Genomic DNA, 24,622 nt, shown 5'->3' with positions numbered 1-24,622 from the left:
CCAAGTCTGGCTCATTGGCGACCAGCGCTCGGACCGCTTTTAGCAAGTCTTCGTCTTTATGTAAGTTTGGCAGCTCAACATCTGACGCTGACATGGCAAAATTACTCGAGCCATCGAGCTCTTCTCGCACATCCTCTGGAATAGAGGCGTCCGCTGGTGGTTGATTGCTTAATGCCCCAGGGATACCAGCCACACGGTCGGAGCCGTTATAATCTTCACGTGTGTATTCACTGCGCGTCGCTGGCGTATTGGGGTTATATTGCCGTTGCGTTTCTTCCAACGAGCTAAAATCCAGGGCAACATCGACTTGAGAGGTATAATTCCCTAAGCCCAAAACAGGGATGAGAATGGAATCAATTTTCTCTCGTAACTGGCGCTCTTGTTTACGTTCTAATTCGTACTCTTTTCGCCGCGCCGCCGACGCTGGATCTTCACTGCCTGAGTTGAGCAAACGTCCATGCTGATCAGTGACGGTTACGCGCGTGGGTTTCAGAGAAGGCACTGCGGAGGCCACCATATCAACAATCGAGTCGACTTCTTCCTGGCCTAGGGTATTACGCCCGCCAAGGGTCAAAAAGACCGTTGCGGACGCTTCTTGATTGTGACGCACAAAAACACTCTGTTTAGGCAGCGCCAACAGTACTCTTGCTTTTCGCACTTGACGCACTTCTTCGATCGCTGCCGCCAGTTGACGTTCACGACTCAGTTTTAAGCGTTCTGTTTCAAGCTTTTGCGATACACCAAAGCCCATATCATTGAGCAAAATATCGTCGCCCTCTGCCGTGGCTGTATTTAAGCCCGCTCGGGTGAGCCCAAGACGAATGGACGAGTAATCGCTAGAGGGAACGCGGATGGTGTTTCCATCGAGTTGATAATCGACTTTGCTTTGATCTAGGTGATCGAGAACCGGAATAAGCTCTTCCGTTTCGTACGTACCCAGTGGCCGCATCTCTGGCTCTTGTACCCAGAAAAAAAGCATCATGATCAGGGCCACGCAGATCGCGACCGCGAGCACCAAGATCAGTTGACGCACCATGTCGAGATCGCCAAATATCGAATTTGACGACGCCGATTGTTCGAGTGCATCCGGATCTTGCGCGCTTTGCTCCGCGTCTAGCGTTGCATCGGTCGATGGTAATGCTGCTGCACCATCTGACACCGCGAGATCGGTATTTTGATTCTCTTCAGCCACTGATTAATTCCTACATTAAACAGGCATGTTCATTAATTCTTTATACGCTTCAACCAGTTTGTTGCGCGTTTGCACTGTTGCGTCAAAGGCCACACTGGATTTGTTCCGAGCGATCATGACATCCGATAAGCTCACATTACGATCGCCTTCATCAAACCGGGTGGCGAGTTCACCGGATGTTTTTTGCAGTCCATTGACATGATTAATGGCACTGGAGAGCATATCGCCAAACTCTTGGCTAACTTGCTGTCCTGTGGCAGGCTGAGACACATTTTTCGCGGCTACCGCCATGGCTTGCATTTCTTGCGTCAGGGCATTGGCTTTCATCGTCGATCCTTCCTGTGTCAATTTTTTGTCAAATGAGTCAGATTTCTATCAGATATCTGTGTGTTTGCAACTTTGAGACCACTTTAGCAAAAAGCCGCAACACCGCGCGATTATTGGGGAATATCGATGCCAGCATCACGCATTTTGGCTAATTTGTAGCGTAAAGTTCTCGGGCTAATCCCAAGGCGTTCTGCAACATCTTTGCGGCGTCCTTCACAAGCGCGGATCGTTTCTAAAATAATAGAAAATTCCTGATCGCGTAACTCATTGCCCAATCCTACGCCATTGGGGGGCTGCTCAACATGCTCAGTGGCCGTTGGAGGAGAAGCCGGCGCTTGTGCTTGGTGGTTAAAGCGCGTATTCATTACTTGATTTTGTAAGCTAGACGCATCTTGCCAATCTTGCCCCTCCAGTAGAATATCAGAGGCTTGAATGTGCGACTGCGTGGCCAAGATTAATGCGCGTTGCATAACGTTATCGAGCTCTCTGACATTACCAGGCCACGGGTACGCGAGCAGTTTCTGTTCGGCATCTGGATGCAAACTTGGGCAAGGTAAGCCTTGTTTTTGGCAGTGGCGTGACAGTAAATAATGCGCCAGTGGAATAATATCGCCGAGCCGATCACTGAGCGCCGGCCAAGTGATGGGAAAGACATTCAAGCGATAGTAAAGATCTTCTCGAAAGTGGCCTTGCGCTACGTATTCTTTTAAGTCGCGGTTACTGGTGGCAAGCACCCGCAAATCAAGCTGGATACTTTTTCGTCCACCTAAACGCTCAACCTCACGCTCTTGCAACACGCGTAGTAATTTCGCTTGCAACCCAAGCTCCATCTCACTGATTTCATCCAGTAAAATGGTTCCGCCTTGTGCCTGTTCAAACTTGCCCGGACAAGCCTGAACCGCGCCAGTAAAGGCCCCTTTTTCGTAGCCAAATAACGTGGCTTCTAACATGTTTTCTGGAATCGCGGCACAGTTAATGGCGACAAAAGCGGCATTGGCACGTGCTGAATGATCGTGAATATAGCGCGCCATGACTTCTTTTCCTGAGCCTGAAGGCCCTAAGATCATCACATTCGCATCGGTATTTGCTACTTTGTCTGCCAACGCCAGTAAGGCGACGCTTTTTGGATCTTCAGCAATCGCATCGGAGTCATCGGTTTTGACAGGGGCATAGCGGCTCACCATATTTAACAGCACTTCGGGAGCAAACGGTTTGGCCATGTAATCGATCGCGCCCTCTTTCATCGCCGCCACGGCATCTTCGATGTTGGCATAGGCCGTCATCAGCAAAACCGGTAAATTCGGCATGTGTGTTTTAATCGAGCGCAAAAGTGCAAGGCCATCCATTCCTGCCATTTGCACGTCAGAGACGACAATATCAATGGCCTCTGATTTCAGGGTCACTAAGGCTTGCTCGGCACTGTCCGCTTCTCGCCAGTGATACCCTGCCAGCGCCAGTGTATCGACAAGCGCTTCGCGCAACCCTTCATCATCTTCCACGATTAGCACGGTTGTTTGGCTCATTGTGTTTCTCCTACGCTCTCACCATGATCTGCCACCGCCCCTTTGGCAAGCGGCAAACACAATGTAAAACAGGCCCCTTTTTCAGGCTCAGATTGTAAGGTGAGCTTGCCATCATGGGCATGACACACCATTTGCACAACGGCGAGGCCAAGACCTGTCCCCTGTTGTCGCGTGGTAAAAAAAGGCTCAAGGACTTTGGCATGTAACTCCGGCGCGATGCCTGGCCCGTTATCCGCCACCGAAAGTAAAAGGTTATCGCCCTGCAGCCGTGAATCGACAACGACTTGGCAGCCTTTGCCCGCCACCTGGACAGCATTAATCACAAGATTACTTAAGGCACTGGCTAACGCATTGGGGTTGCCCAACACCTTTACACTTTCGTCGTCACTGTTAATTGCAAAATCAACATCATGTCCTTGAACGACCGCATCCACCATGGGCTCAAATTCATTAAATAGCTGTTCGACACTGAATACCTTGACCACGTTATTGTCGCCGCCTTTGGCAAATAGCAACATGTCATTGACTTGCATTTCCAGATCATGCAAACGGTCTAACAACTTGAATTGAAAACGCTGCCTGGTCGCATTATTCAGGTTTGGGGCACCTAGGTTGGACGCATACAAAATGGCACTCGATAGTGGCGTACGCACCTGATGCGCTAATGATGCCACCATTTTACCTAACGATGATAAACGTTGTAGATCACTGACACGCGATTGCAATAAACGGGTTTCGGTCATATCGGTAATTAAAATGAGCTGCCCCGAATCGGACGCTGAGATGGCCAGCTTTACTCGCCGACCATCTTTTAGTGATACCTCGTGCCCATCATCGTCACGTGGGGAAAAAGCCCGTTGTATCACCTCAAACCAACGCTGCTGAGTCAATGGCTCACCCAGTAGTCGATGCGCCTCTGGATTGGCTTCAGCAACACGTCCATTGGCGTCCAGCAAGATAACCCCCGCAGGCATAACATCCAGAACTTGCTTATATCGAGTAACTTGTTGATCCACTGATCCAAGTGGCGACGATTGGGTTTCCATTTAAGCAATACACATTTCAATCAAGGTTTTACTCATTTAAGCAGGGATTATGCCATAAAAATAGCCAATAATATCAGCTTCTTGAAGACAAAAAAGCGAAGTCATTTTTTTGACTCCGCTTTTTGACACATTACCGATTTATATTAACTCTTCTTTGTTGAGTCCGTACTTACGCATTTTTTCCACCAAGGTGGTTCGCCGCATACTCAACATATCCGCAGCTCTCGCGACGACGCCTGACTGCGCCTCAAGTGCCTGCTTGATCAGATCAACTTCTACTTCAGCCAGGGTCTCTTTAAGATTAACGCCCTCGGGAGGCAAACTAGTAAAACCTGGACTGTCAGAAAAGCCTGGCATCTCATCATCAAACGCGGGAATATCTGGCTCACAAAACATCGCAGTGAGTGCCTCTCGCTCTGCCATTTCGGTGTCTTCTACCGAATACGCTTCTGGCTGAAATTCAGGAATATCACTGTAGCGATATTTCGCGGGAAGGTGATTTACATCCACCATTTGCCCCGGATATAAAATCACCAAGCGTTCGATAAGGTTGGCCAATTCACGCACGTTCCCTGGCCACTGATGTTCCATTAGCGAATTAATCGCTCGCGGTGAAATATGAATACGTCCATTTCCTTCACCATCTAGACGAGACATCAGTTCGTGGATAAGCAAGGGAATATCGTCAATACGATCTCGCAATGCAGGCATCTCAATCGGGAATACGTTGAGTCGGTAATAGAGATCTTCGCGAAATTCGCCTTCTTGGATCATCGTTTCCAGTGTGCGGTGAGTGGCAGCAACTACTCTAACATTGGCGCGAATACTTTTATTTCCTCCCACTCGCTCAAACGTACGCTCTTGAAGGACGCGTAACAACTTCACTTGCATTGGCATCGGCATATCGCCGATTTCATCCAAAAAGAGCGTTCCACCCTCCGCAAGTTCAAAACGTCCTTTGCGTGCTGAAATTGCGCCGGTAAAAGCCCCTTTTTCATGGCCAAAGAGTTCACTTTCGAGGAGCTCTCCGGGAATCGCACCACAGTTCACCGGCACAAAAGGACCGGTCGCGCGTGAGGATGAATGATGAATATGGCGTGCAACCACTTCTTTACCGGTGCCAGACTCACCTAAAATCAACACACTTGCCTCGGTTGAAGCAACCTGATCAATTAAATGACGAACCTGTTCAATCACATCGCTTTTGCCAACCATATTATGAAAGGCGGTATTGTCACCTGCGAGTTGTGGAATACTAAACGCTTGTTTTCCAGCAAACTCACGGCAATGGTGTAAGGCGTCAAACAATTGTGGGTAATTTAACGGTAAGCCCAGTTCGCCGACATAATTAGGCAACCCGGAAAGTTCACGATCATGACGTCGAATCGCAATCACTGGAACATGGTGATAGGTCGCAAGTTGGTCAAGCACTTTCTCTAACAGCGATGTCGAGCGGACGTGACCAAGAAAACATGCGCCCCAGTTTTGCTCCCAGAGTGCATCACTGACATCTGTGGTCGAGTGAAGCGCGTAACGCTCGCCGATAAAATCGAGTATCACGCCGAGATCGTGACGAAACTGGTCATCGTCATCGATAACAAGGATCTTTGCTAAATCTTGCATGTGTGAGATACGTCTGCCCTGATAACTTATTATTATTGTGCCGCTCGTAAGCAACAACAATCTCAATTTTAATCAAGACATTGTAATAGAGAACGCGCATAAGGCAACCGGAGACACAGTAAACCTGTGACTCCAGTGCCATGTCCGTCTTTTGGTAGGCGGTTTAACTGGTCGCTTGGGTCATATTATGGTATTCAGAGGGAATCTGGTCCCAAGCTGATTTTATCTCTCGCAATAGCTCAATCACATCGTCAATGGGTTCTGGCGTATTGTCTAAGTTGGCGGCACTGACTTGTCGAATCATAAAGTCATAAATGGCATCCAAATTATCCGCGATATCACCGCCCTCATCCATAGATAAACAAGCCCGTAGATTGATAATAATATCCAATGCCTTACCTAGGCGCTCACCTTTGACGGATAAATCGCCTTGTGCCATCGCCGCCTTGCCTTGAATTAAACGCTCAATAGCCCCGGCCATCAGCATCTGGATAACCTTATGAGGCGACGCGGCGCTTAACTGACTGTCAACCGAGACCTTCTTATAGGCCTGTAGTGAGCCTCTCATAGTCTTCCTCACCTATTGAAATTTCTTATACAGCTGCACAGACTGCTTCCCCTTGCGCTGCTGTAACAAGCGCTTGGCAGATTCTGCTTTGTGCTCTTCGAGCGTATCAATGAGCGTTTTTGTTCTTGCCAACGCCTCGGACCATTGTGGATGACTCGGCGCCTGTGTTGACGCTGCAATCTTATCGAGCAGCGTTTTTCTATCATGCAATTGTTGAGCCAGCTTTTCTGGATCAATGTCACTTAAGGTTAAGTGCTGAGCAATGTCTGCATCCATTACCTCTAACGTGACGAGCCAATCCGCAATCTCTGTCATGGCTAACCTGGCATGATGTTTTGCATTGCTTGCAATTGAGAACGCATTTGACTCGTTGCTTCTTCCATCGCAGAAAAGCGCTGCATGGTTCGTGACTCTAAGCTTTCCATGCGTCTATCTAACTCACGCTGATCATCACGTAATCTCAGCTTTTGCTCTGAAAGCGTGCTTTCACGGTTACTGATCGCTCCACCCGCGCCGGTGAACCCATTGACCACCTGCTCTAATTGACGCGCAAAGCCATCATTGCCACCGAAAAAACCTTCTAAACCGTTAAAGTTTTGACGCAGCTGGCGGTCTAACACTTTATTGTCGATTTCTAAACGGCCATCCATGGTGGTCGTCACCCCAAGTTCACTCAATGTTTTCATCCCTTCAGGCGCTTTCTCTATCGGGGATGAAAATAAGTTACGTAACCGACTGGTCGCCGTACGTATCACACTTTCACCCGCCAACGGACCGCCTTGTTGCGTTTCGGGATCATATTGGCTAACGGCTTGAGAGACACGGAAGAACGCATTGTAATTATCAACAAAAGACGTAATCGTTGATCGTACCGATTCTCGGTCATGCTCTACCGCCAGTGAAAGTGGCTTATCACTGGTTTGGTCAACGTCTAACGAGACACCCTCGATAGCATTATCAAATGTATTGGTTGTACTGGACACCGAGGCGATACCATCAATCAATATCTTGGCATCTTGTGCTGCCTGCATTTGCGTCATGCCATTATTAGCTTGTCCAGCTTGAAACCCTAACTGGTGGAGTGCACTGCCTATCTGAGCATCAACATTCACTTCGATCCGATTCGTTTCCCCGGTTTTATTACCGTTTAGCACCATACGTGCGCCACTATCGTCTTGGATAAGCGACGCCTGGATCCCGGGGTTTTTAGGATCGTTGTTAATCGCCCGCACAACGTCAGCCAAGCTGTCTTTGCCTTGTGGTACATCGATCACACTGGTGCGATTACCCATGGTGATCGTAAGTTTACCCGTACCCAACGAGGCATCAGGATCGACGCCTGGCGAGACAAGCTTATGAGCCCCCGCAAGTTGCTGTACATCAATCTGATAACGTCCAGGGATGGCGTCCGGTGTTGCCGTAGCACCGAGCGCGTCGGGGTTGCTCACCGATGTGGTTCTCGCCGAAAAACCTTCGTTACGACGAAAATCATACATCTGGGTTTTAAGTGTCGCGAGAGAATCTTTTAAGCGACCAAACGCACTAATGTCGGTTTCAACGTCATTAGTGCGTTTGATAATCCGCTCTTGCTTGGGTGCACGTTCAGCATCCACGATTTTAGTGACCATGGCATTAATATCCATGCCACCGCCCATGCCTGCTGCTTTTACACTCATAACGACTCTCTCACCTCGTTACACCTTCTCTGTGACCAGCCCTCGCGCGTGTTGCGACAATTGCTTAGCAAGCTCTAACATTTCTTTTTCTGGAATTTGACGGATGATATCGCCACTGTTCATTTCATACACGGTGACAATGCTACGTCCTGTGTCTTCATCCAGTCGGAATGCGAGCCCTTTGTTAAAGTCAGACATAAACTCATCTAGCCGGGCGACCAGCTTTTCAAGCTGTTGTCGTTGTAGCTGACGGTTTTCTTCAATGCGCTGCGACTGTTCAACACGCCGTTGCTGCATTGATTCTCGCGCTTCTCGGCGTTCAGCTTGCTGATGCTGATTCACCGGATCAGACTGCGTTTTTCCAACTCTTACATCTTTTGCAATCTTTGTGCCATCAGAGGGTTTTGAGTGCAGCAGGGATGAATTGGAAACGGATGAAATGTCCATTGCTATTCACCTCCAAAAACGTAGCGGCGGCGATTAGGCCGCCGCTCGTGAATGGTTAACCGAGCAAGCTCAGTGCCGCTTGTGGTGCCTGCTTGGCTTGCGCCAAAATCGAGGTACCAGACTGCTGCAGAATTTGCGATTTGGTCAAGTTCGTTGTTTCTTTCGCGAAATCAACATCACGGATTCGGCTGTTAGAGGCCGATACGTTTTCATTGACGTTATCCAAGTTCGCAATTGTATGGCTCAAACGGTTTTGCTTCGCACCCAATTCAGCACGGTGAGAATCGATAAATTGCATCGCATTATCGATCATACCGACCGCTTTTTGTGCGCCACCCATAGACGAAACATCCACATCTTTGATGGTTTCATCCACTTTGGTTCCCATGGATAGCGACGTAGCCAGCGCCCCTGAGAAGGTTGCATCCGAACCTGCCCCAGTGACAATTTGCAGCTCACCGTCTTCCGTCACCGATGCACTGAGTTTATCGTCAGCCTGACCATTAATGTAGGTGGCGATTTCTTCAATGTCATCACCCGCTTTGGCGTTCACATTGATGGATGTTGATGTGCCATCCGCATTGGTGATGTTGATTGCCATGGTTGCACCGGCAGTAGCTGTCCACCCTGCTGACTTACCATTCGCAGCCGTAAAGCTAGCGCCACCCATTTCACTGTGGTCAGCGCGGATGTTTTTGAACTCCATCATCACCGCTTCACCAGCATCAGCACCTACTTGGAACGAACGCGTACCAAATGTGCCGTTGAGAAGCTTAGCACCACCGAACGAGGTGGTTTCTGCGATACGGTTCAACTCATCTTGTAACGCCACAACCTCTTCTTGGATTGCACCACGCTCAGCATCACCGTTTGCACCGTTAGCGGATTGCAGTGACAAGTCACGCATACGTTGCAAGATATTGCTTGACTCTTCCATCGCCCCTTCAGCGGTTTGCGCCATTGAGATACCGTCATTGGCATTTCGAACAGCCACACCCAAGCCACTACTTTGTGCCATCAAGCGGTTAGAAATCTGAAGACCTGCCGCATCATCTTTGGCACTGTTGATACGAGAGCCGGATGACAAACGCTCCATTGAGTTGTTCAGCGCATCGGTTGAATTATTCAGAAATCGCTGAGCTGTCATCGCAGGGACGTTAGTGTTAACAGTAATAGCCATAACTATTCTCCTTAGGTTCTAGGTCCGGCTTCGCCCAGCTGACCAGGGAAAACCAGTGTAAAATTGTTCACAACCCATGTAGCGGCGCACGTTGAGAAAGCTTTAGCTTTTTTGTTGTGCGTGTCGGTATTAATACCGATGCCGTATGGCGCTATGAAGGTTAACGCCCAAAGGAGAGATATCTTTAGTGGGATTTTGATAAAAATTGGCATAAAAAAAGCGGCAACCGCTTGCCGCTTTTTTTTATCTGTAAAAACGAGAGGTTATTGCAGAAGGTTCAATGCTGCTTGCGGCATCTGTTTGGCCTGAGCCAGCATCGAGGTACCCGCCTGCTGTAGGATTTGACCTTTGGTCATTGCCGTCGTTTCACGTGCAAAGTCTGTGTCTCGAATACGACTGTTTGAAGCCGACACATTTTCCTGGATATTCGACAAGTTGCTAATGGTGTGGCTGAGTCGATTTTGCTTCGCGCCCAAATCCGCCCGCTGACTATCGATATAACGCATCGCCGAATCGACAACGCCAACAGCCATTTGAGCACCACCGACATCGGACACATCGAGGTCTGCCGCTGTCACTAAGTCACCGTTACCCGAAACCATGCCCAGAGAGGCGGCGAGTCCACCACTAAAATTGACGGCGCCTGCGACTTTATTCTCTTCAATAAAGATTTGCAGCTGTCCTTCCTCGTCAACGGACGCGGTGAGCATTTCATCTGACTGACCGTTGATATAGCTTGCCAGCTCTTCCACATCATCGCCTGCTTTCGCGCCGATACTTAAGCTGACGTTTTCACCCTCTTTCGTGGTAAATTGCAGCTGTAATGTCGAGGCTGCACCATCCACTTCCCAGCCAGCTGATTTGGGTTGACCACCAACAAATTCTACGCCACCCATACGGAAATCATCTGCACGAATGCTCGAGAGTCCCATAATGATCGCTTCACCGGCATCCGCACCAATTTGGAACGAGGCTTCACCAAACGAACCATTCAGTAATCGACGTCCACCAAAGGCTGTCGTTTCTGCAATTCGGTTCAGCTCATCTTTCAGTGCCTCGACCTCTTCTTGGATAGCCACACGTTCAGATTTACCATTAGCACCGTTAGCAGATTGCAAGGAAAGGTCCCGCATACGCTGCAAAATATTGGTAGACTCTTGCATAGCCCCTTCGGCAGTCTGGGCAATCGAGATACCATCATTGGCGTTCCGCATTGCCACATCAAGCCCTCGAGTTTGGGCCACTAATCGGTTAGATATCTGCAAACCCGCCGCGTCGTCTTTAGCACTGTTGATTCGGCTACCTGACGACAGACGTTCCATTGAATTGTTCAACTCATCGGTCGCTTTATTCAGGTAACGCTGCGCAGTCATCGCAGACACGTTGGTGTTAACTGTTACACCCATTTTGCTCTCCTTTGACTTTCGCTTGCTTTGCGAAACAGCCTACCCGCGACGTGTTGCACTGTGTAATGGCGGTGCTGCGGGAACAGCTTGTTAATCAGTTTTAGTCTCAGCCCGTTCAAAAACTGGCCGCTTGGTTGATTAAATACAATATATGTGCCAACTTTTTAAAATATATCCAAATCAGTATCTTACTAGATTTTTGTTGTATAATAGAGCTCAATAATGACAGCGGAATCTGCCGATTTTCTGTACCAGCGGCAATATAGCGGCAACGCCTCGCCTTCGGTTGCCGGCATGACCGGTCTATCGCTTGTCGATGTACGCTTGCAAATAGGTGGCCAACTCCGGTAACGACTGAGCTAGAAGGCATATTTTTTGCAGATATTGTTTGCAGATAGATAACACTCATCATCCCACCAGCGTCTTGACACTAAGTCGAGGCAATCATAAATAACAGGACGAAGTCACTGATGACGCAAGAAAACGACGGTCAAACGAATATGACGCTGGATGACGCGTTCCAGCTCGGTATTCGCCTCTATCAAGACGGCAATAAAGTCGATGCACGGCAAGTTTTTGAACAGATACTGAGCCAGGCGCCAGATACCGTTCCCGTGCGGCAGGTTCTCGCCGTATTAGATGCGGAACAAGGGCAATATCGCCAAGCGATGACACATCTTGAACATGCCCTTACGCTCGCGCCTGATGATCACTCTCTGTTGTTCGACAAAGCGCAACTGCTCACCCAGCAAGGCCACAACAAAGCGGCCTTAGACATTGTCGACGCTTTGTTTGCCGCCGCTCCCACCAACCAAGATATCCTTAGTTTACGTGAACAATTAACCGCAAAACTTGGCTTGCAAGGTGAGAGCCGTCGTACACATGCTTTGCGTGATGAATTGCATCAAATTAAAAATCAAGGTCTGGCTGAGGAAATCAACAAAACCATGGCGTTGGCCGCTAATTTGATGAAGGATGGCCACACGGCACAAAGCGAACAACTTTATCAAACGATACTAACGCTTGAGCCCGACTACCCTCCTGCATTGATGGCGTTGGCTCAGCATGCGCTTGATGAACAAGAATACGGTAAGGCCCAGCAGCTCTTATTACGCGGTAATGACAAAGCGCAATCTCATCAAGTGTGGCAACTGCTTTTGGTCAGAGCAGAGTCAGGGCTCGGTGCGTATACAAGCGCTCGCCAACGCTGCTTGCAAGCTCATAAGCAAACTCAAGATCCAGCCTTTTTGCACCAACTGTTGGTGGTGTATCTCAAGGAAGCCAATTGGTTGGAAGCGAGTAAACTGGCCAAGCAATGTTTGCGTGATGACCCCGAGGGCGGAGAATTACACTATGCCTATGCCCGTGCTACCTTCGAGCGACTCAAGCAACATCATCAGTTTACGCAAGATAAATTGACCGATTGCTACCAGATCCACGAGAAGGCTCTCGTTCATGTCAGCGATAAACAAGCGAATACCTTAAATGCACAATTAGGCGAGCTCGAGTGGTATATGGGAAATATCGATCAAGCCCAACATCGCCTAGAAACGTTATTAGCGGCGCAACCCGATGATCATGCGCTGCGGTTTAACCTTGCCTTTGTCTATCGTACCCAAATGGCGTGGGATAAGTTTTACTCGGCGAATGAAGCAGGACTTGATTGCGGCCGTCGACTCAAATACCACGGTGATTTACCCCGTTGGGATTTGTCGCGACCACAAACTGATGCCGTGCTCATTATGCCTGAGCAAGGTGTCGGGGATGAACTCGCCTATTTTCATAACGTGGCAATGGTGGTTGAGCGTGCTCGAAAAGTGTACGTTGGCTGCGATCCGCGTCTAGAGCCCTTACTGATTCAAGCATTTCCAAGTACAGAAATTGTGCCGATTTCTCGCAAAGATGGAAAAGATATTTTTGTCCCTGAGCATGTTCTCGCTGACATTGATAGCTGGGTGGCCGGTGGATCACTGGCAGGGTTGTGCTATCACCACTTTGACCGTCATCTTTATCAGCAAACCTATATTGTTCCTGATGTCGCAACCCATGCGCCTTGGATAGCACCGTTAGCCAAATTGCATCAGAAAGGGCCTGTGTTTGGGCTATGCTGGCGCAGTGGTCTCGCGGCTGCCACCCGTAACATTCACTACTTGGTGGCTGAAGAATTAGCAGGCTGGATAAAAGCCGTTCGCCAGCTTTGTCCTAACGCCCAGTTTGTCAATTTACAATATGGTGAGTGTGAAAAAGAGCTGAGTAAAATCAAAAAACAAACGGGCGTTGAGATCGTGTCCCTACCGGGATTAGATCTTAAAAATGATTTTATGGGGACCGCGCATGCGATCAAACAGCTCTCGGGGGTATTTACCGCGGGGACAGCGGTGCATCGGCTGACGGTTGCCGTCGGCACACCTTGCTATGTGTTTTTTGCCGGCCATAAAGAGAGCGATATACAAACGCCAGAGTCGATGCCAGGCTACGCAGAGTATGCGTTTAGTTATCCGCCAATGATCAAAGACAAACAGCCACTGCTTGATGCGATAGCACGCCGTATGGTTGACGATCTCGGTCGGTAAAAAGGGGGGAATCACCCTCTACCAATAAAAACGGGGCCGCTGAGACGGCCCCGTTTTTTATTCACCCCTGGTACCTTGCGGTAACTTAAGGCTTCAACCTTGGGTTAGATATAATTAAACAACGAAAGATCTTTAGTCTTAGCAAATGCCTGCTGGGACGCTTGCAGTGCCAGCATATCTTCGTTCATATCGATGGCGGCTTGGGTATAATCTAAATCTTCCATGGTACCCAAAGAGCGATTCAACACTAATTTAAAATCTTTATGCATGCTTTCTTGTCGATCGAGCGTGGTCAACCGCGTTCCCACTTCTGAGCGTGCTTTGTTCAAGTGTTTAAAGGCGGCTGAAAACTGCTCAGTGACTTGATGGAGCTCTGCCGTTGCCGAGGCATCATCGATATCCGCATACGATAAAGCCGCACCATTTTTAAACGCATCGAAGATATTGAAGCTATCTTGTCTTTCTAAGTTGATAGTATCACCCGGCCCCATCTCACCTTCAAAGGTCATTTTGAGCGTGTTCCACTCAATGCCGGTTTGCGGATCGTAAAGGCCAGCACTGACTTCGGTGCCATCTTGCATCAGTGAGTACGTGGTATCACCACTAGCATTAACATCAAACGACACCGAATAGTTGGCCGTATCAGCATCATTGCTATTTTCCGCGTTTGCCAGCAACAGCAGAGATCCATCTTCAAGATCGTATTCCGGTTGATAATCGCCAAAAGGGTTATCAATTTCCATAAACATCTTATCGCCGGGATCGGAGGTCGGCACTTCTACTGCAGGCGCTACTTGAGCCGTACGAAAGTAACTGTCGCCGGCATAACGGACATTGCCTTGGGTATCACGATAAAAAGGCTGGGTACTGGTTTGGGTGCCGGAGAACAAGAAGTTGCCTGACTCGTCCTTGGTGTTCACCAAGTCCATAAAGTTATCAAACATTCCTTGCAGATCTTGGCGGTGCGCAGTGCGGTCTTCCACCGATAACGAACCATTAATCATCGCCATCACTTTACGCTTGGCGCCATCCATGATTTGCTCTGATTCATCAATAGCGATCTCTTCACGTGTTTGACGATTTCTCGCCAAGGTGATCGAATCAATAAACTGATCAATCTGCTCATCTTGCTGGCGAAAGTTCTGAATATAGATTGATGAGACGGGATCATCGCCGGATGTGATCACACGTTTTCCGGTCGCCATTTGCTCCTGATTATCTTGCACCTTCACATTTTGGCGCATAATGTCGTTGGAGACAGATTGGTAATTATGAAAACTAGCAATACGACTAATCATACTGATCGACCCTTATCGCGTTGCATTGAGCAGAGAATCAAAGGTTTCATTGGCTGCAGTCATGATGCGTGACGCCGCCATATAAGCGCGTTGAAACTTCATCATATTCGCCGCCTCTTCATCAAGGTTAACCCCAGACACTTGGGCGACACGCCCTTCTGCCGCATCATGTTCAACCATACTCACATCCTGCAAACGCTCATACGACGCTTTTTGCACCCCTAAATCGGTACTCAGCCCTTCATAGACGTCAAGCACGGTGGAGCGGCCATTATCCATCAACTTTTGCGTTTGCAACTCTTGCATGCGAATTAAGTTACTGTTGTCGCCATCCGCCGGGATCAAGCTTACGGCCAAGACATCGTCAGGCACCGCTTTATCATTAAGATCAATCACGGTCCCATTCACGTCTATCGGCCCACCAGGTGGATAAGCTTGAGGCGCAACCAAGATTTGACCTTTGGTGTCTGTCACCGCAAATTGGCTGCCATCCGGTGAGATTCGAACTTGAAATTCTTTTTGTCCGCCACTTTGCAGTACACGGACGTCGCCCTCTCCTTTACTCACCGAGCTACCACTGATATAGCTTTGTGCGGCAATATCAGCAGGATCTTCCATCGTTACCCGCATTTGCCCTGCTGCTGACCGCGCCGGGCGAATTAATACTCGCTCATTGGCCGCCAATCCTGCATCAATTTGAACACGCATTCCGTCCACATTGAAGCTGGGAGGCGTACCACTAGGGGTAACGGCGGCTTGTTTGCCGTCTGGGGCGGTCAGCGTATATTGTGTGCCATCGAACTTAAGTTGATAGTCACCCGGTTTAAGCTTTTGCAAATCATCGATATAAACTTTAAGGTCCGCAGTGGATTCACCGTTTTGAACCACGCGAGAACGGGCGATGCGATCACTGTTAAAATCGGTAAAGATATTTTTGCCCACTTCACCATTAAGATCGAAGCCTTGTCCCTGCAAATCATTCAACGCCTGAGAAAACCCAATCGACATTCGGCCTAACTCGTCACGCGCTTGGCTGAGTGTGTCATCACGGTACTCAAATAACGCACCGAGTTTACCGCGAATATCGCTATTCGAAATGGCTTTCACACTCTTACCTTCAACGAGGGCTAAACGACGCTCTTGATGATCCGGCTCACCCGGCAAGGTAGTTAACTCACTGCTATTCATCCCGGATACCAGCATATGGCCACTGCCAATGATGACATTGAAAAGACCATCTTCGCGTGCATTCACGCTTACCTGGGTGTACTCAGACAGCTCTCGGATCAATTTGTCATGACGGTCCAATAGATCATTAGCTTCGGCGGGGGTTTTAAGTATTGCCTTATGCACATCCACCAGCTCTTGGCCGATGTCGTTCATTCGCTTTACCGTGGCATCAATTTGTGACGAGGTATCAATTGATTGCTGCTGTAACACGCCATAGACGTCGTTCATACCGGCAGCGACCATTCGCGCTTTTTCGAGCACGACTTTTCGCGCCCCCATATCACTTGGGCTGTCAGTTAACCCTTTAACCGCGCCGTAGAATTCATTCATGTTTTCAGGAATTTTTTTGGCTGAATGCGCCATCATATCGTCGAGTCGACCGAGTTGATCGTTGCGCGCGGCGGCGTGAGACAAGTTCGAGGTCGCCACATTCAGTTCATTAACCGCGAACTTATCATAGTTACGGCGTACCGCAGCAGCGTGAACACCGGTACCGTAATTGTTGCCACCCCAAAATTGCGGATCATTGGTTTGTTGCTCAACGGATTGACGGCTATACCCCTCCGTATTCACGTTAGAGATATTGTGACCTGTTGTATTCAGCTGTCGCTGCGCAGTCAGTACGCCTTGCGATCCAAGGGAAAGCAGGTCCAAGCCCATTGTGCCTCCAAGTAACCCGGCAATTAAAACGAGATAATCAAAGTAAAGCAAAAATCAGGCCAGAGAAGGTAGAGGGGTTTTAAAGCGATGTAAAACAAGATATTAACTGATTTAAAGGCATAAAAAATCAAGCTAAAATAAAAAACGGCAAGCCTTTGCCTGCCGCTCAATTATTCCATCATGCCACGGACTTGATCGAGCACACGGATAACTTTGTCGGCATACTCAGGATCAGTGGCATAGCCCGCTTGGTGGAGTTCGCGAATAAACTGTTCAGGTTGCGCAGATTGAGACAGGGCTTGCTCGTAACGGGGGTTTTCTCGTAAAAACGAAACAAAATCATCAAAACTCTCTTGATAGGATGGATACGCGCGGAAACTCGCCGTTTCTTTCACCGGGATCCCATCATACACTTCGAGTGTTTGCGTCGCGACTTTATCTCCGCTCCAGCGTGGATCCGCTTTAATATTGAACAAGTTATGGCTGTTATCACGGGCATTGGCGATCACTTTTTTACCCCAGCCGGTTTCCAAGGCAGCTTGTGCTAAAATGATCGCTGGATCAGTGCCGAGTGCCCGTGCCGCGCGTCGTGCATGAGGCGCTAATGTATCAACAAATGCGGCAGGCGAATCAAAGCCTTCATTACGTTGTCCCGCCTCACTTCCCGCTGCCGGTGGGGCAATCGACTGGCTATCCAGCGCGGCAATCGCTTTTTCTGCCGCCTCTCGACTTCGATTTTGATCCAAAGGCAAAGATTGCGCCGATGTGCGCGCCGCATCTTCCAAGTCAGGCTCACTATCGCCCAGAGCCTGGCCCAGTTGTTCCACAATCATATCAGCCAGCCCCAGCGATCCCTCTCGACTGAGTTCACTCGCCATTTGTTCGTCTGCCATTTGCTCATAAAACTTAGAGGTGCGATCGTCGATGAGATCGGACTCGAACGCTTCATTGGCATCACGCATTGATTTAAACAGCATCTGGGTGAACAAGGCTTCAAATTGCTCAGCCGCAGAGCGTAATGCGGCACTTTTATCGCCATCGCCATTCTTAGTCGCTTGACGGCGCAACGAATCAAGCTGGCTAATATCGTGTACAAATTGACTATCAACAGGAGATTTCATTGCTGTCCCTTATATGACTATCAACTGGCCATCGATGGCACCCGCTTGCTTTAGCGCTTGCAAGATGGCCATCAAGTCTGAGGGGGCTGCCCCCACGCCATTGACTGCGCGAACTAAATCGTCCAAGGTCACGCCTGGTTTAAAGTGGAACATTCGCCCTTCTTCTTCTTCGACATTGATCTCGGTATCCGGTGTGACTACCGCTTCCCCACCACCGAGTGGGTTGGGCTGATCGACATTAAAGTCTTCTTGAATCGAGACGGTCATGCCGCCATGCGTAATTGCAGCTGGACGAAGGCGCACATTTTGTCCCACCACAATGGTGCCCGTACGAGAATTGACGATGATTTTAGCCGCACCATCTCCAGGTTGAAATTCAATATTTTCTAAGGTGGATAAAAACGCGACCCGCTGGCTCACATCACGTGGCGCTCTGACACGCACCGACGTAGCATCCATCGCAGACGCTGTTGATGGTCCTAGAAAGCGGTTAATCGCATCCGCCATACGTTGAGCGGTGGTAAAGTCGGATTGAAAAAGATTAAAGGTAAGGTGATCACCTCGACCAAATGGATTCGGCACTTCGCGCTCGACCGAGGCACCGTTCGTGATTCGCCCCACAGTAGGGGTATTCCCCACCAGTTGTGAGCCATCGGCCCCCGTGGCACTAAACCCACCGACAATTAAGTTGCCTTGTGCGGTGGCATAGACGTTGCCATCCAGCCCTTTCAAAAAGGTTTGGAGCAAGGTTCCCCCTCTTAAACTTTCCGCCGAGCCAATCGATGACACAGTCACGTCAAGTTTTTGACCCTGTTTGGCAAACGCAGGGAGGTCTGCGGTCACTGCGACTGCGGCGATATTGTCTGATTGAGGGGTTGTATCAGTAGGAAGTTCGATACCAAAGTTATTTAGCATCGACTTAAAACTTTGGTCAGTAAAATCAGTGCTTTCACCTGTCCCCGGCAAACCGACCACTAAACCATAGCCCGTCAACGTGTTACTCCTGACCCCAGCAACCTCGGCAACGTCTTTTATTCGAGCCGCAAGACTTGGTGTGGCTACAACCAGCAAGACTATCGATAACAACCACTTTTTCACGTCAACTCTCCGTCACAATATAGGGCTACAAGGTGACATTAAAGAATCGTGCCAACCAGCCTTGTTCTTGGGTATCTTGTCGCTCGCCGGTACCGGAATATTGAATTCTGGCATTGGATATACGGGTTGAAGCAATGGTGTTATCCGGACCAATATCGGCGGGTCGAATGGTACCGCTCAAGCGAATGTATTCATCGCCTGAGTTCAGCGTTAACCATTTTTCGCCGCGCACCATTAAGTTGCCATTGGCCAACACATTAATCACTTGTACCGAAATAGAGCCTTGCAGACTATTACTTTGATCTGCCGATGAAGAACCCGTTGATGAATTATCATTGCTCACTTCATACGACAAGGTGCGCTCGCCAATGGTGATTTCTTCCCCTCCTAAGGACAGAGGATCCATGCTCAAGTCGTTTGACTTGGCCAAATCGGAGCTCGCACTTTTTTGAGCCTGAGTGTTTTCCTCAAGCATGACCGTCACGATATCCCCAAGTCCACTGGGTTTTGATCCATTATATAAATCACGCTGTTGGCTGGTATTAAACAAAGATCCTGTCGCCGTTGTATAGTGCTGCGGAGGCTGTTGCGGGCGAATCGGAGACCAAGACGGATCGTCAGCTTTGGGATCTTCACGTTGACGTAACAAACCAATCAAGCCCTCACCTTCCGGTGTTGTATCGCCTTCAACCGCATCCGTGGTCGAGGTGGCTTGGTCAAGATCACTGCCTGTATCTTGCTGCCCCGGCAATGAACAACCGCCCATCCCTAGGAGCGTGGCAAAGAAAAGGCCCGATATTAATCCACGTTGCACCGTCATCATTGCCCCCTTATACCTTCACCATGCTTATAACTGTTGATTTACGTAACTGAGCATCTGGTCAACGGATGAGATAACTTTAGAGTTCATCTCATAAACACGTTGGGCTTCGATCATATTGACCAGTTCTTCGGTCACATTGACGTTTGAAGTTTCGAGCATCGATTGTTTTACTTCGCCAAACCCATTCAGGCCTGGTACGCCTTCTTGCGGATCACCACTGGCGCCTGTGGGTAGGTAGATATTCTGACCAACCGGCTCCAAACCACCTGGGTTAATAAAATCCACCGTCGTGATTTGACCCAAGACTTGGTTTTCTTGCTGACCGCGCAAACGGACAGAGACTTCGCCATCCGTGCCGACGGTCACCTGTACAGCATCATCCGGTATCGTGATTTCAGGCTCCAGTGTATAGCCCGACCCTGAGGTAACGATAGTCCCCTCATCGTTGAGGGTGAACTGACCATTGCGCTGGTAACCCATGTTGCCGTCAGGGAGCAACACTTGGAAAAAGCCATCGCCTTCGATCATCATGTCGAGCGCATTGTCTGTTGTTTGTACATTACCATTGGTATGGACACGCTGAGTGGCAACGACCTTTGACCCTGCCCCCAACATCAAACCACTCGGCAGCTCTGTGTTCTGAGATGATTGGCCGCCCGGTTGATTAATGTTTTGATAAAAAAGATCTTCAAATACCGCGCGTGACTTTTTAAAACCGACCGTCGATGCGTTGGCTAGGTTATTCGAAATCGTCGAAATATTAGTTTGCTGCGCATCAAGTCCGGTTTTGCTGACCCATAATGCTGGATGCATAATTACTTCCTCTTAATAAACCTTAGCCAAGCCGCAATAACGATGAAGACGACTCGTCCATTTTTTCTGTGGTTTTCATTAACTTCACTTGCATTTCAAAGTGACGTTGCAAGTCAATCAGCCCCGTCATTTCACCCACTGCGTTAACGTTACTGCCCTCTAAAGCTCCCGTTTGTAACGTCACACCTGCATCCGCTGGAAATACGGTGCCAGGTTCTTTGGGCTTAAACACCCCATTCTTGTCTTTGAAAAGGTCTTGGTTATCTGGGCGAACGAGTTTAATTCTATCCACCATTTCCATAGCATCAGGCGGCGCCCCCTGGGGCAATACCGAGACGCCCCCCTCTTTTCCGACTTCAATTCTTGCCGCCGGCAAAGGAATAAAGATCGGCCCGCCATTTTCACCCAAAATGAGATTGCCGTTACTGTTCTGAAGTAACCCAGTTTGATCCACTTTCAAGTGACCGGCACGGGTGTAGCCTTCTTGGCCTTGGCTGTCTAATACCGACATCCAGCCTTCACCTTGAACGGCCACATCAAGATTGCGGCCGGTTGTGATGGTGGAGCCTTGCTCGAAGCTATAACCAGGTCGCTCAGTCATATTAAAAACTCGGCTTGGTAACCCCTCACCGTAAGCTTGCATAGAGCGTGACTGCTCAAGATCAGCTCGGAATCCCGTGGTACTGACATTGGCTAGGTTGTTGGCGCGCAACTGCATTGCCTGCATATCTTGCTTAGCGCCACTCATGGCGAGGTATAACGCGCGATCCATATTGGTTGCCTCCACAATCGTTCTGTAGGTAACAAAGCAAGGAGCGTGCCATTAATTAAATGTATGTTTTTCAGAAAGATAGAAAGAGAAAATCAAGAAAGGGGAGATAAAAGCAGTAAACGAAGGCGAGGACTTGCCGCCTGATAGGCAGGCGGCAATAAAAGCGAGCTTAACGGATTTGCAAGATATTCTGTTGCATCTGGTTACTCACTTCCAGCGCTCGCGAGTTCGCTTGGAAATTACGTTGCGCGGTGATCAAATCGACCAGCTCTTGAGTCATATCGATATTAGATTGCTCAATGGTCCCGCTTTTCACTTGACCAAATGCGCCTTGCATCGCCTCACCAAAAATGGGATCGCCCGAGTCTTGGGTGATATCCCACTGGGTGTTACCCACCTGTGCTAAGCCTTGCTGGTTGGCAACACGCACCATGCCAACCCGGCCTAATGCGATGTTTTCACCATTACTGTAGGTCGCCATAATGGTCCCTTTCGGATCAATATCGACCTTGGTCAAATAGCCTGTCGTCGCCCCATCATCAGAAAATTTGCGCATCTCAAACGGCGCGGCATACTGAGTCGGGTTATCAAAGTTGAGCGTGAGCTGCTGATCACCGTTGGCACCGTTCATCTCTAATCCAGCGCCTGTTGGGCCCAAGGCATCGGTCACGATCGGATTACCGCCATTAATATTGTTCACTGAACCATCTGAGTTAAAGTCGATGGTGTGACCAACCTGTCCAGTGGCATTGGTTGAATTGCCACCTTGGATATTCACCGGCTTTTCACCTTCAGGATCCGTCATGGTGTAATACACAGACCAGCTATTGGGATTGGCCGGATCGTTACCTTTCACATAATACGTCGACAACTTATACGGCTGACCAAGCGAATCATAAACCGTTGCAGAGGTTTGCTTGTTGTAGGTTTCAGGGTCTTCAAAATTAAACTGGGTCGGATCTTTTTGCGCACCGCCAGCTGGTAAGTTCAAACCAATATCAACATTTTGTGACGCACGAGGCTGACCAAACTGATCCGGTACATTAAGAGACTGAGGCTCATAAGAAGAGACCTGCTGGGTATCAGGATCGACATTGTAACCGAGCAAGTACTGACCTTCGGAATTGATAATGTCGTTATTTTTATCAAGGTGGAAAGCACCGTTGCGGGTTAAATGGTAATCATTGTTTTGCAGCTTGTCATTTGACACACCGAAGAAACCATTGCCGCTAATCCGCAAATCGAGCGGATTATTGGTATAAATACTCGAGCCTTCGTGGAATTGCTGCGCCACGGTCGATGTTTGAACACCTGTGCCGTTGGTAGTCTTCGAGTTTGAGAAGATCGACGTCGAATACACATCACCAAACTCTGCGCGAGATTCCTTAAAGCCATAGGTATTGGCATTAGAAATGTTGTTACTGGTGGTGTTCATGTCTTTCTGGGCCGCACCAAGGCCACTTAACGCAATATTAAAACCCATTGCTTTTCACTCCTAATAAATCGGTCAGCCTTTCGTCACATTACCGACGTCGGCATTACCGACCTCTAGCACTTCAGCCAGTTTCATCGGTGAGGAAAAGCCAGCAATATTTAACATCACATTGCCACCACCATTCCCCAGCAAAACACTGTTCACATTGGCATAGGTGGACACATCAAATTCTTGTGTCTGTCCATCAACCATGCCACTCACCTTGAGCTTGTAAGTGCCCTCCGGCATAGGATTGCCGTTGTCATCCATCCCATCCCATTCGACGCGATGATCACCTGGTGGTTTGGCACCCATACTGAACGTTCTCAATAGTTGTCCTTGTTCGTTCTCAATTCGAACACTGACATTATCTAGCGCTTGAGGCAGCTTCACCATGCCCGCGACACCGCCCGTTTCACCTTTCACACCGGTGGAGCCGGGAACTAGCACGTCACGCCCTACTAACGATGACGCTTGTAATGCCTGGTTGGACGTAATCGACTCATTGAACGTATCAAACTGCTTGTTCATTTTGCCGATGCCCTCTACCGTGGCAAACGACGCCATCTGCGAGATCATCTTGTCGTTATCGACAGGTTTGGACGGATCCTGCTGTGACAGCTGCTTGGTGAGCAATTTGAGAAAGTCTTCCTGTTCGAGTGCTTGCTTACCCGTGGTCGAGTCTTGCTTCTCTTGCAGTTTTTTCTCTTGCTGCGCCTTTAGCTGGTCAATGTAGGACAGTCCGTTACTTGAACCTGTACCGTCAATTCCGGCCATCTTCGCCTCCTACATTACTGACCCATCTGAAGCGTACGCATCAGCATTTGTTTACTCGCATCGGCCACCTGAACATTGGTTTGGTAAGATCGCGACGCAGAAATCATGTTCGCCATCTCTTCCATCACATTCACGTTCGGTTTAAAAATATACCCCTCGTCATTCGACATCGGATGGTTGGGGTTATATTCCGCGCGTAATGGTTTCTGGCTCTCGACAATACCATCAATGTTGACCGGCACACTTTCGCCCTGCTGCTTAAAGCGATTAAGCTCCGCAGAGAAAATCGGATGCCGTGCTCGGTATGTCTCTTCAGCAGAGCTACTCACCGAATTGGCATTGGCCAGGTTGCTTGATGTGGTGTTCAATCGTACTGATTCGGCGCTCATGGCCGATCCCGACACGTTAAAAATATTAAACAAACTCATCGATTATTTCCCATTCAATGCCTTCTTCATATTCTTGAACTTAGAGCCAAGAAAATCGAGTGAGGCCTGGTATTCCAGTGCGTTCTGCATGAACAAATTCTTTTCTAGCTGCGCATCAACCGTATTACCATCGCCCGTATCCGGCTGTGATGGGACACGGTACTTTTTCTCTCCGGTCACCCGGCTAGAGGCAGCGATGTGCCGCTCATTTGTGCGACTTAGGCCAATACTTGCCTCGGAGCTTGCCGCCTTGAGCGCGCGTTGAAAGTCAATATCTTGCGCTTTGTAGCCTGGCGTGTTGGCATTAGCGATATTGCTAGACAAGGTCTCTGCCCGCTTTCCTCTTACGCCAACGGTGTGCTGGTGCACACCCAATGCATTGTCAAATGTAATCGCCATGGACAACCTCCGAATTCTTACTGAATAGAATAAAGCAAACAAAGTGCCAAGTTTCGATTTAGCACTGTTTTTTAAAGTGAACACTAGGTAGGACGCGGGTTCGAAGCACTCATACTTCGACATAATGCAGCGAGGAGGCAGGTGTTAAACAAAAAAGCGGCAAACACT

Annotated in this window: 21 protein-coding genes and 3 pseudogenes; 1 reads left to right on the top strand and 23 read right to left on the bottom strand. The window is 48.9% G+C overall.

Annotated elements, in window-relative coordinates:
• Nucleotides 1-106: 106 nt before the first annotated feature.
• The 12 genes and pseudogenes from fliF to BZJ21_RS03265 all read right to left on the bottom strand — a co-directional run.
• Nucleotides 107-1,192: pseudogene (gene fliF / locus BZJ21_RS03320) on the bottom strand (flagellar basal-body MS-ring/collar protein FliF); the annotation flags it as partial.
• 15 nt (nucleotides 1,193-1,207) lie between these two features.
• The gene (gene fliE, locus BZJ21_RS03315) at nucleotides 1,208-1,519 is read right to left on the bottom strand and encodes a flagellar hook-basal body complex protein FliE (RefSeq protein WP_021023056.1); all 312 of its coding nucleotides are present in this window, start codon (nucleotides 1,517-1,519) and stop codon (nucleotides 1,208-1,210) included.
• A gap of 110 nt (nucleotides 1,520-1,629) precedes the next feature.
• Nucleotides 1,630-1,800 (bottom strand): annotated as a pseudogene (locus tag BZJ21_RS16855) (helix-turn-helix domain-containing protein); the annotation flags it as partial.
• 83 nt (nucleotides 1,801-1,883) lie between these two features.
• A pseudogene (locus tag BZJ21_RS03310) lies at nucleotides 1,884-3,042 on the bottom strand (sigma-54-dependent transcriptional regulator); the annotation flags it as partial.
• On the bottom strand, nucleotides 3,039-4,088 hold the full coding sequence (locus BZJ21_RS03305) for a sensor histidine kinase (protein ID WP_077669113.1): 1,050 nt from the start codon (nucleotides 4,086-4,088) through the stop codon (nucleotides 3,039-3,041). The pseudogene BZJ21_RS03310 and the gene BZJ21_RS03305, both read right to left, overlap by 4 nt.
• Before the next feature lie 138 nt (nucleotides 4,089-4,226).
• Nucleotides 4,227-5,711, bottom strand: coding sequence for a sigma-54 dependent transcriptional regulator (locus tag BZJ21_RS03300; protein ID WP_077460303.1), 1,485 nt, complete (start codon nucleotides 5,709-5,711; stop codon nucleotides 4,227-4,229).
• Between the two features lie 163 nt (nucleotides 5,712-5,874).
• A complete protein-coding gene (fliS, locus tag BZJ21_RS03295) occupies nucleotides 5,875-6,279 on the bottom strand; it encodes a flagellar export chaperone FliS (protein ID WP_021023052.1) in 405 nt (134 codons plus the stop codon).
• 12 nt (nucleotides 6,280-6,291) lie between these two features.
• Nucleotides 6,292-6,594, bottom strand: coding sequence for a hypothetical protein (locus BZJ21_RS03290; RefSeq protein ID WP_021023051.1), 303 nt, complete (start codon nucleotides 6,592-6,594; stop codon nucleotides 6,292-6,294).
• A gap of 2 nt (nucleotides 6,595-6,596) precedes the next feature.
• Entirely contained in the window at nucleotides 6,597-7,955 is a 1,359-nt protein-coding gene (gene fliD / locus BZJ21_RS03285) for a flagellar filament capping protein FliD (protein ID WP_077669112.1), read from the bottom strand.
• Nucleotides 7,956-7,973: 18 nt separating this feature from the next.
• The gene (locus BZJ21_RS03280) at nucleotides 7,974-8,402 is read right to left on the bottom strand and encodes a flagellar protein FlaG (protein ID WP_021023049.1); all 429 of its coding nucleotides are present in this window, start codon (nucleotides 8,400-8,402) and stop codon (nucleotides 7,974-7,976) included.
• A 55-nt stretch (nucleotides 8,403-8,457) separates the two neighbouring features.
• A complete protein-coding gene (locus BZJ21_RS03275; RefSeq protein ID WP_077669111.1) occupies nucleotides 8,458-9,582 on the bottom strand; it encodes a flagellin in 1,125 nt (374 codons plus the stop codon).
• Between the two features lie 263 nt (nucleotides 9,583-9,845).
• Complete coding sequence (locus tag BZJ21_RS03265; RefSeq protein ID WP_021023046.1) at nucleotides 9,846-10,988, bottom strand: flagellin; 1,143 nt, start codon at nucleotides 10,986-10,988, stop codon at nucleotides 9,846-9,848.
• A 470-nt stretch (nucleotides 10,989-11,458) separates the two neighbouring features.
• Here BZJ21_RS03265 and BZJ21_RS03260 point away from each other — a divergent pair, with 470 nt between their 5' ends.
• Complete coding sequence (locus tag BZJ21_RS03260; RefSeq protein WP_077669110.1) at nucleotides 11,459-13,561, top strand: tetratricopeptide repeat protein; 2,103 nt, start codon at nucleotides 11,459-11,461, stop codon at nucleotides 13,559-13,561.
• Nucleotides 13,562-13,665: 104 nt separating this feature from the next.
• Here BZJ21_RS03260 and flgL read toward each other — a convergent pair whose 3' ends face one another.
• The 11 genes from flgL to flgB all read right to left on the bottom strand — a co-directional run bounded on the left by flgL (nucleotide 13,666) and on the right by flgB (nucleotide 24,454).
• Entirely contained in the window at nucleotides 13,666-14,859 is a 1,194-nt protein-coding gene (flgL, locus tag BZJ21_RS03255; protein WP_021023043.1) for a flagellar hook-associated protein FlgL, read from the bottom strand.
• A 12-nt stretch (nucleotides 14,860-14,871) separates the two neighbouring features.
• Nucleotides 14,872-16,749, bottom strand: a complete 1,878-nt coding sequence (flgK, locus tag BZJ21_RS03250; protein WP_077669109.1) for a flagellar hook-associated protein FlgK — start codon at nucleotides 16,747-16,749, stop codon at nucleotides 14,872-14,874.
• A 170-nt stretch (nucleotides 16,750-16,919) separates the two neighbouring features.
• On the bottom strand, nucleotides 16,920-17,870 hold the full coding sequence (gene flgJ, locus BZJ21_RS03245) for a flagellar assembly peptidoglycan hydrolase FlgJ (protein WP_077660440.1): 951 nt from the start codon (nucleotides 17,868-17,870) through the stop codon (nucleotides 16,920-16,922).
• 9 nt (nucleotides 17,871-17,879) lie between these two features.
• Nucleotides 17,880-18,968 (bottom strand): flagellar basal body P-ring protein FlgI, encoded by a 1,089-nt coding sequence (locus BZJ21_RS03240; protein WP_021023040.1) that lies wholly within the window; start codon nucleotides 18,966-18,968, stop codon nucleotides 17,880-17,882.
• Nucleotides 18,969-18,993: 25 nt separating this feature from the next.
• Nucleotides 18,994-19,791, bottom strand: a complete 798-nt coding sequence (locus tag BZJ21_RS03235; RefSeq protein WP_394329753.1) for a flagellar basal body L-ring protein FlgH — start codon at nucleotides 19,789-19,791, stop codon at nucleotides 18,994-18,996.
• Nucleotides 19,792-19,815: 24 nt separating this feature from the next.
• Nucleotides 19,816-20,604, bottom strand: a complete 789-nt coding sequence (gene flgG, locus BZJ21_RS03230) for a flagellar basal-body rod protein FlgG (RefSeq protein WP_021023038.1) — start codon at nucleotides 20,602-20,604, stop codon at nucleotides 19,816-19,818.
• Nucleotides 20,605-20,626: 22 nt separating this feature from the next.
• Nucleotides 20,627-21,376, bottom strand: a complete 750-nt coding sequence (locus tag BZJ21_RS03225; protein ID WP_077669108.1) for a flagellar basal body rod protein FlgF — start codon at nucleotides 21,374-21,376, stop codon at nucleotides 20,627-20,629.
• A 169-nt stretch (nucleotides 21,377-21,545) separates the two neighbouring features.
• Nucleotides 21,546-22,859 (bottom strand): flagellar hook protein FlgE, encoded by a 1,314-nt coding sequence (flgE, locus tag BZJ21_RS03220; protein WP_077460295.1) that lies wholly within the window; start codon nucleotides 22,857-22,859, stop codon nucleotides 21,546-21,548.
• A 24-nt stretch (nucleotides 22,860-22,883) separates the two neighbouring features.
• Nucleotides 22,884-23,627, bottom strand: a complete 744-nt coding sequence (gene flgD, locus BZJ21_RS03215; RefSeq protein WP_077460294.1) for a flagellar hook assembly protein FlgD — start codon at nucleotides 23,625-23,627, stop codon at nucleotides 22,884-22,886.
• Between the two features lie 14 nt (nucleotides 23,628-23,641).
• On the bottom strand, nucleotides 23,642-24,055 hold the full coding sequence (gene flgC, locus BZJ21_RS03210) for a flagellar basal body rod protein FlgC (RefSeq protein ID WP_021023034.1): 414 nt from the start codon (nucleotides 24,053-24,055) through the stop codon (nucleotides 23,642-23,644).
• A 3-nt stretch (nucleotides 24,056-24,058) separates the two neighbouring features.
• Nucleotides 24,059-24,454 carry a flagellar basal body rod protein FlgB gene (gene flgB / locus BZJ21_RS03205; RefSeq protein ID WP_021023033.1) on the bottom strand — a complete coding sequence of 132 codons (396 nt, stop codon included), beginning with the start codon at nucleotides 24,452-24,454 and terminating at the stop codon, nucleotides 24,059-24,061.
• Nucleotides 24,455-24,622: the final 168 nt, after the last annotated feature.

It is taken from the genome of Salinivibrio costicola subsp. alcaliphilus (genome assembly GCF_001996185.1).
GTDB lineage: Bacteria > Pseudomonadota > Gammaproteobacteria > Enterobacterales > Vibrionaceae > Salinivibrio > Salinivibrio costicola.
Note: the sequence above shows the minus strand (reverse complement) of the source record. Positions and strands in the feature narration are given on the sequence as shown.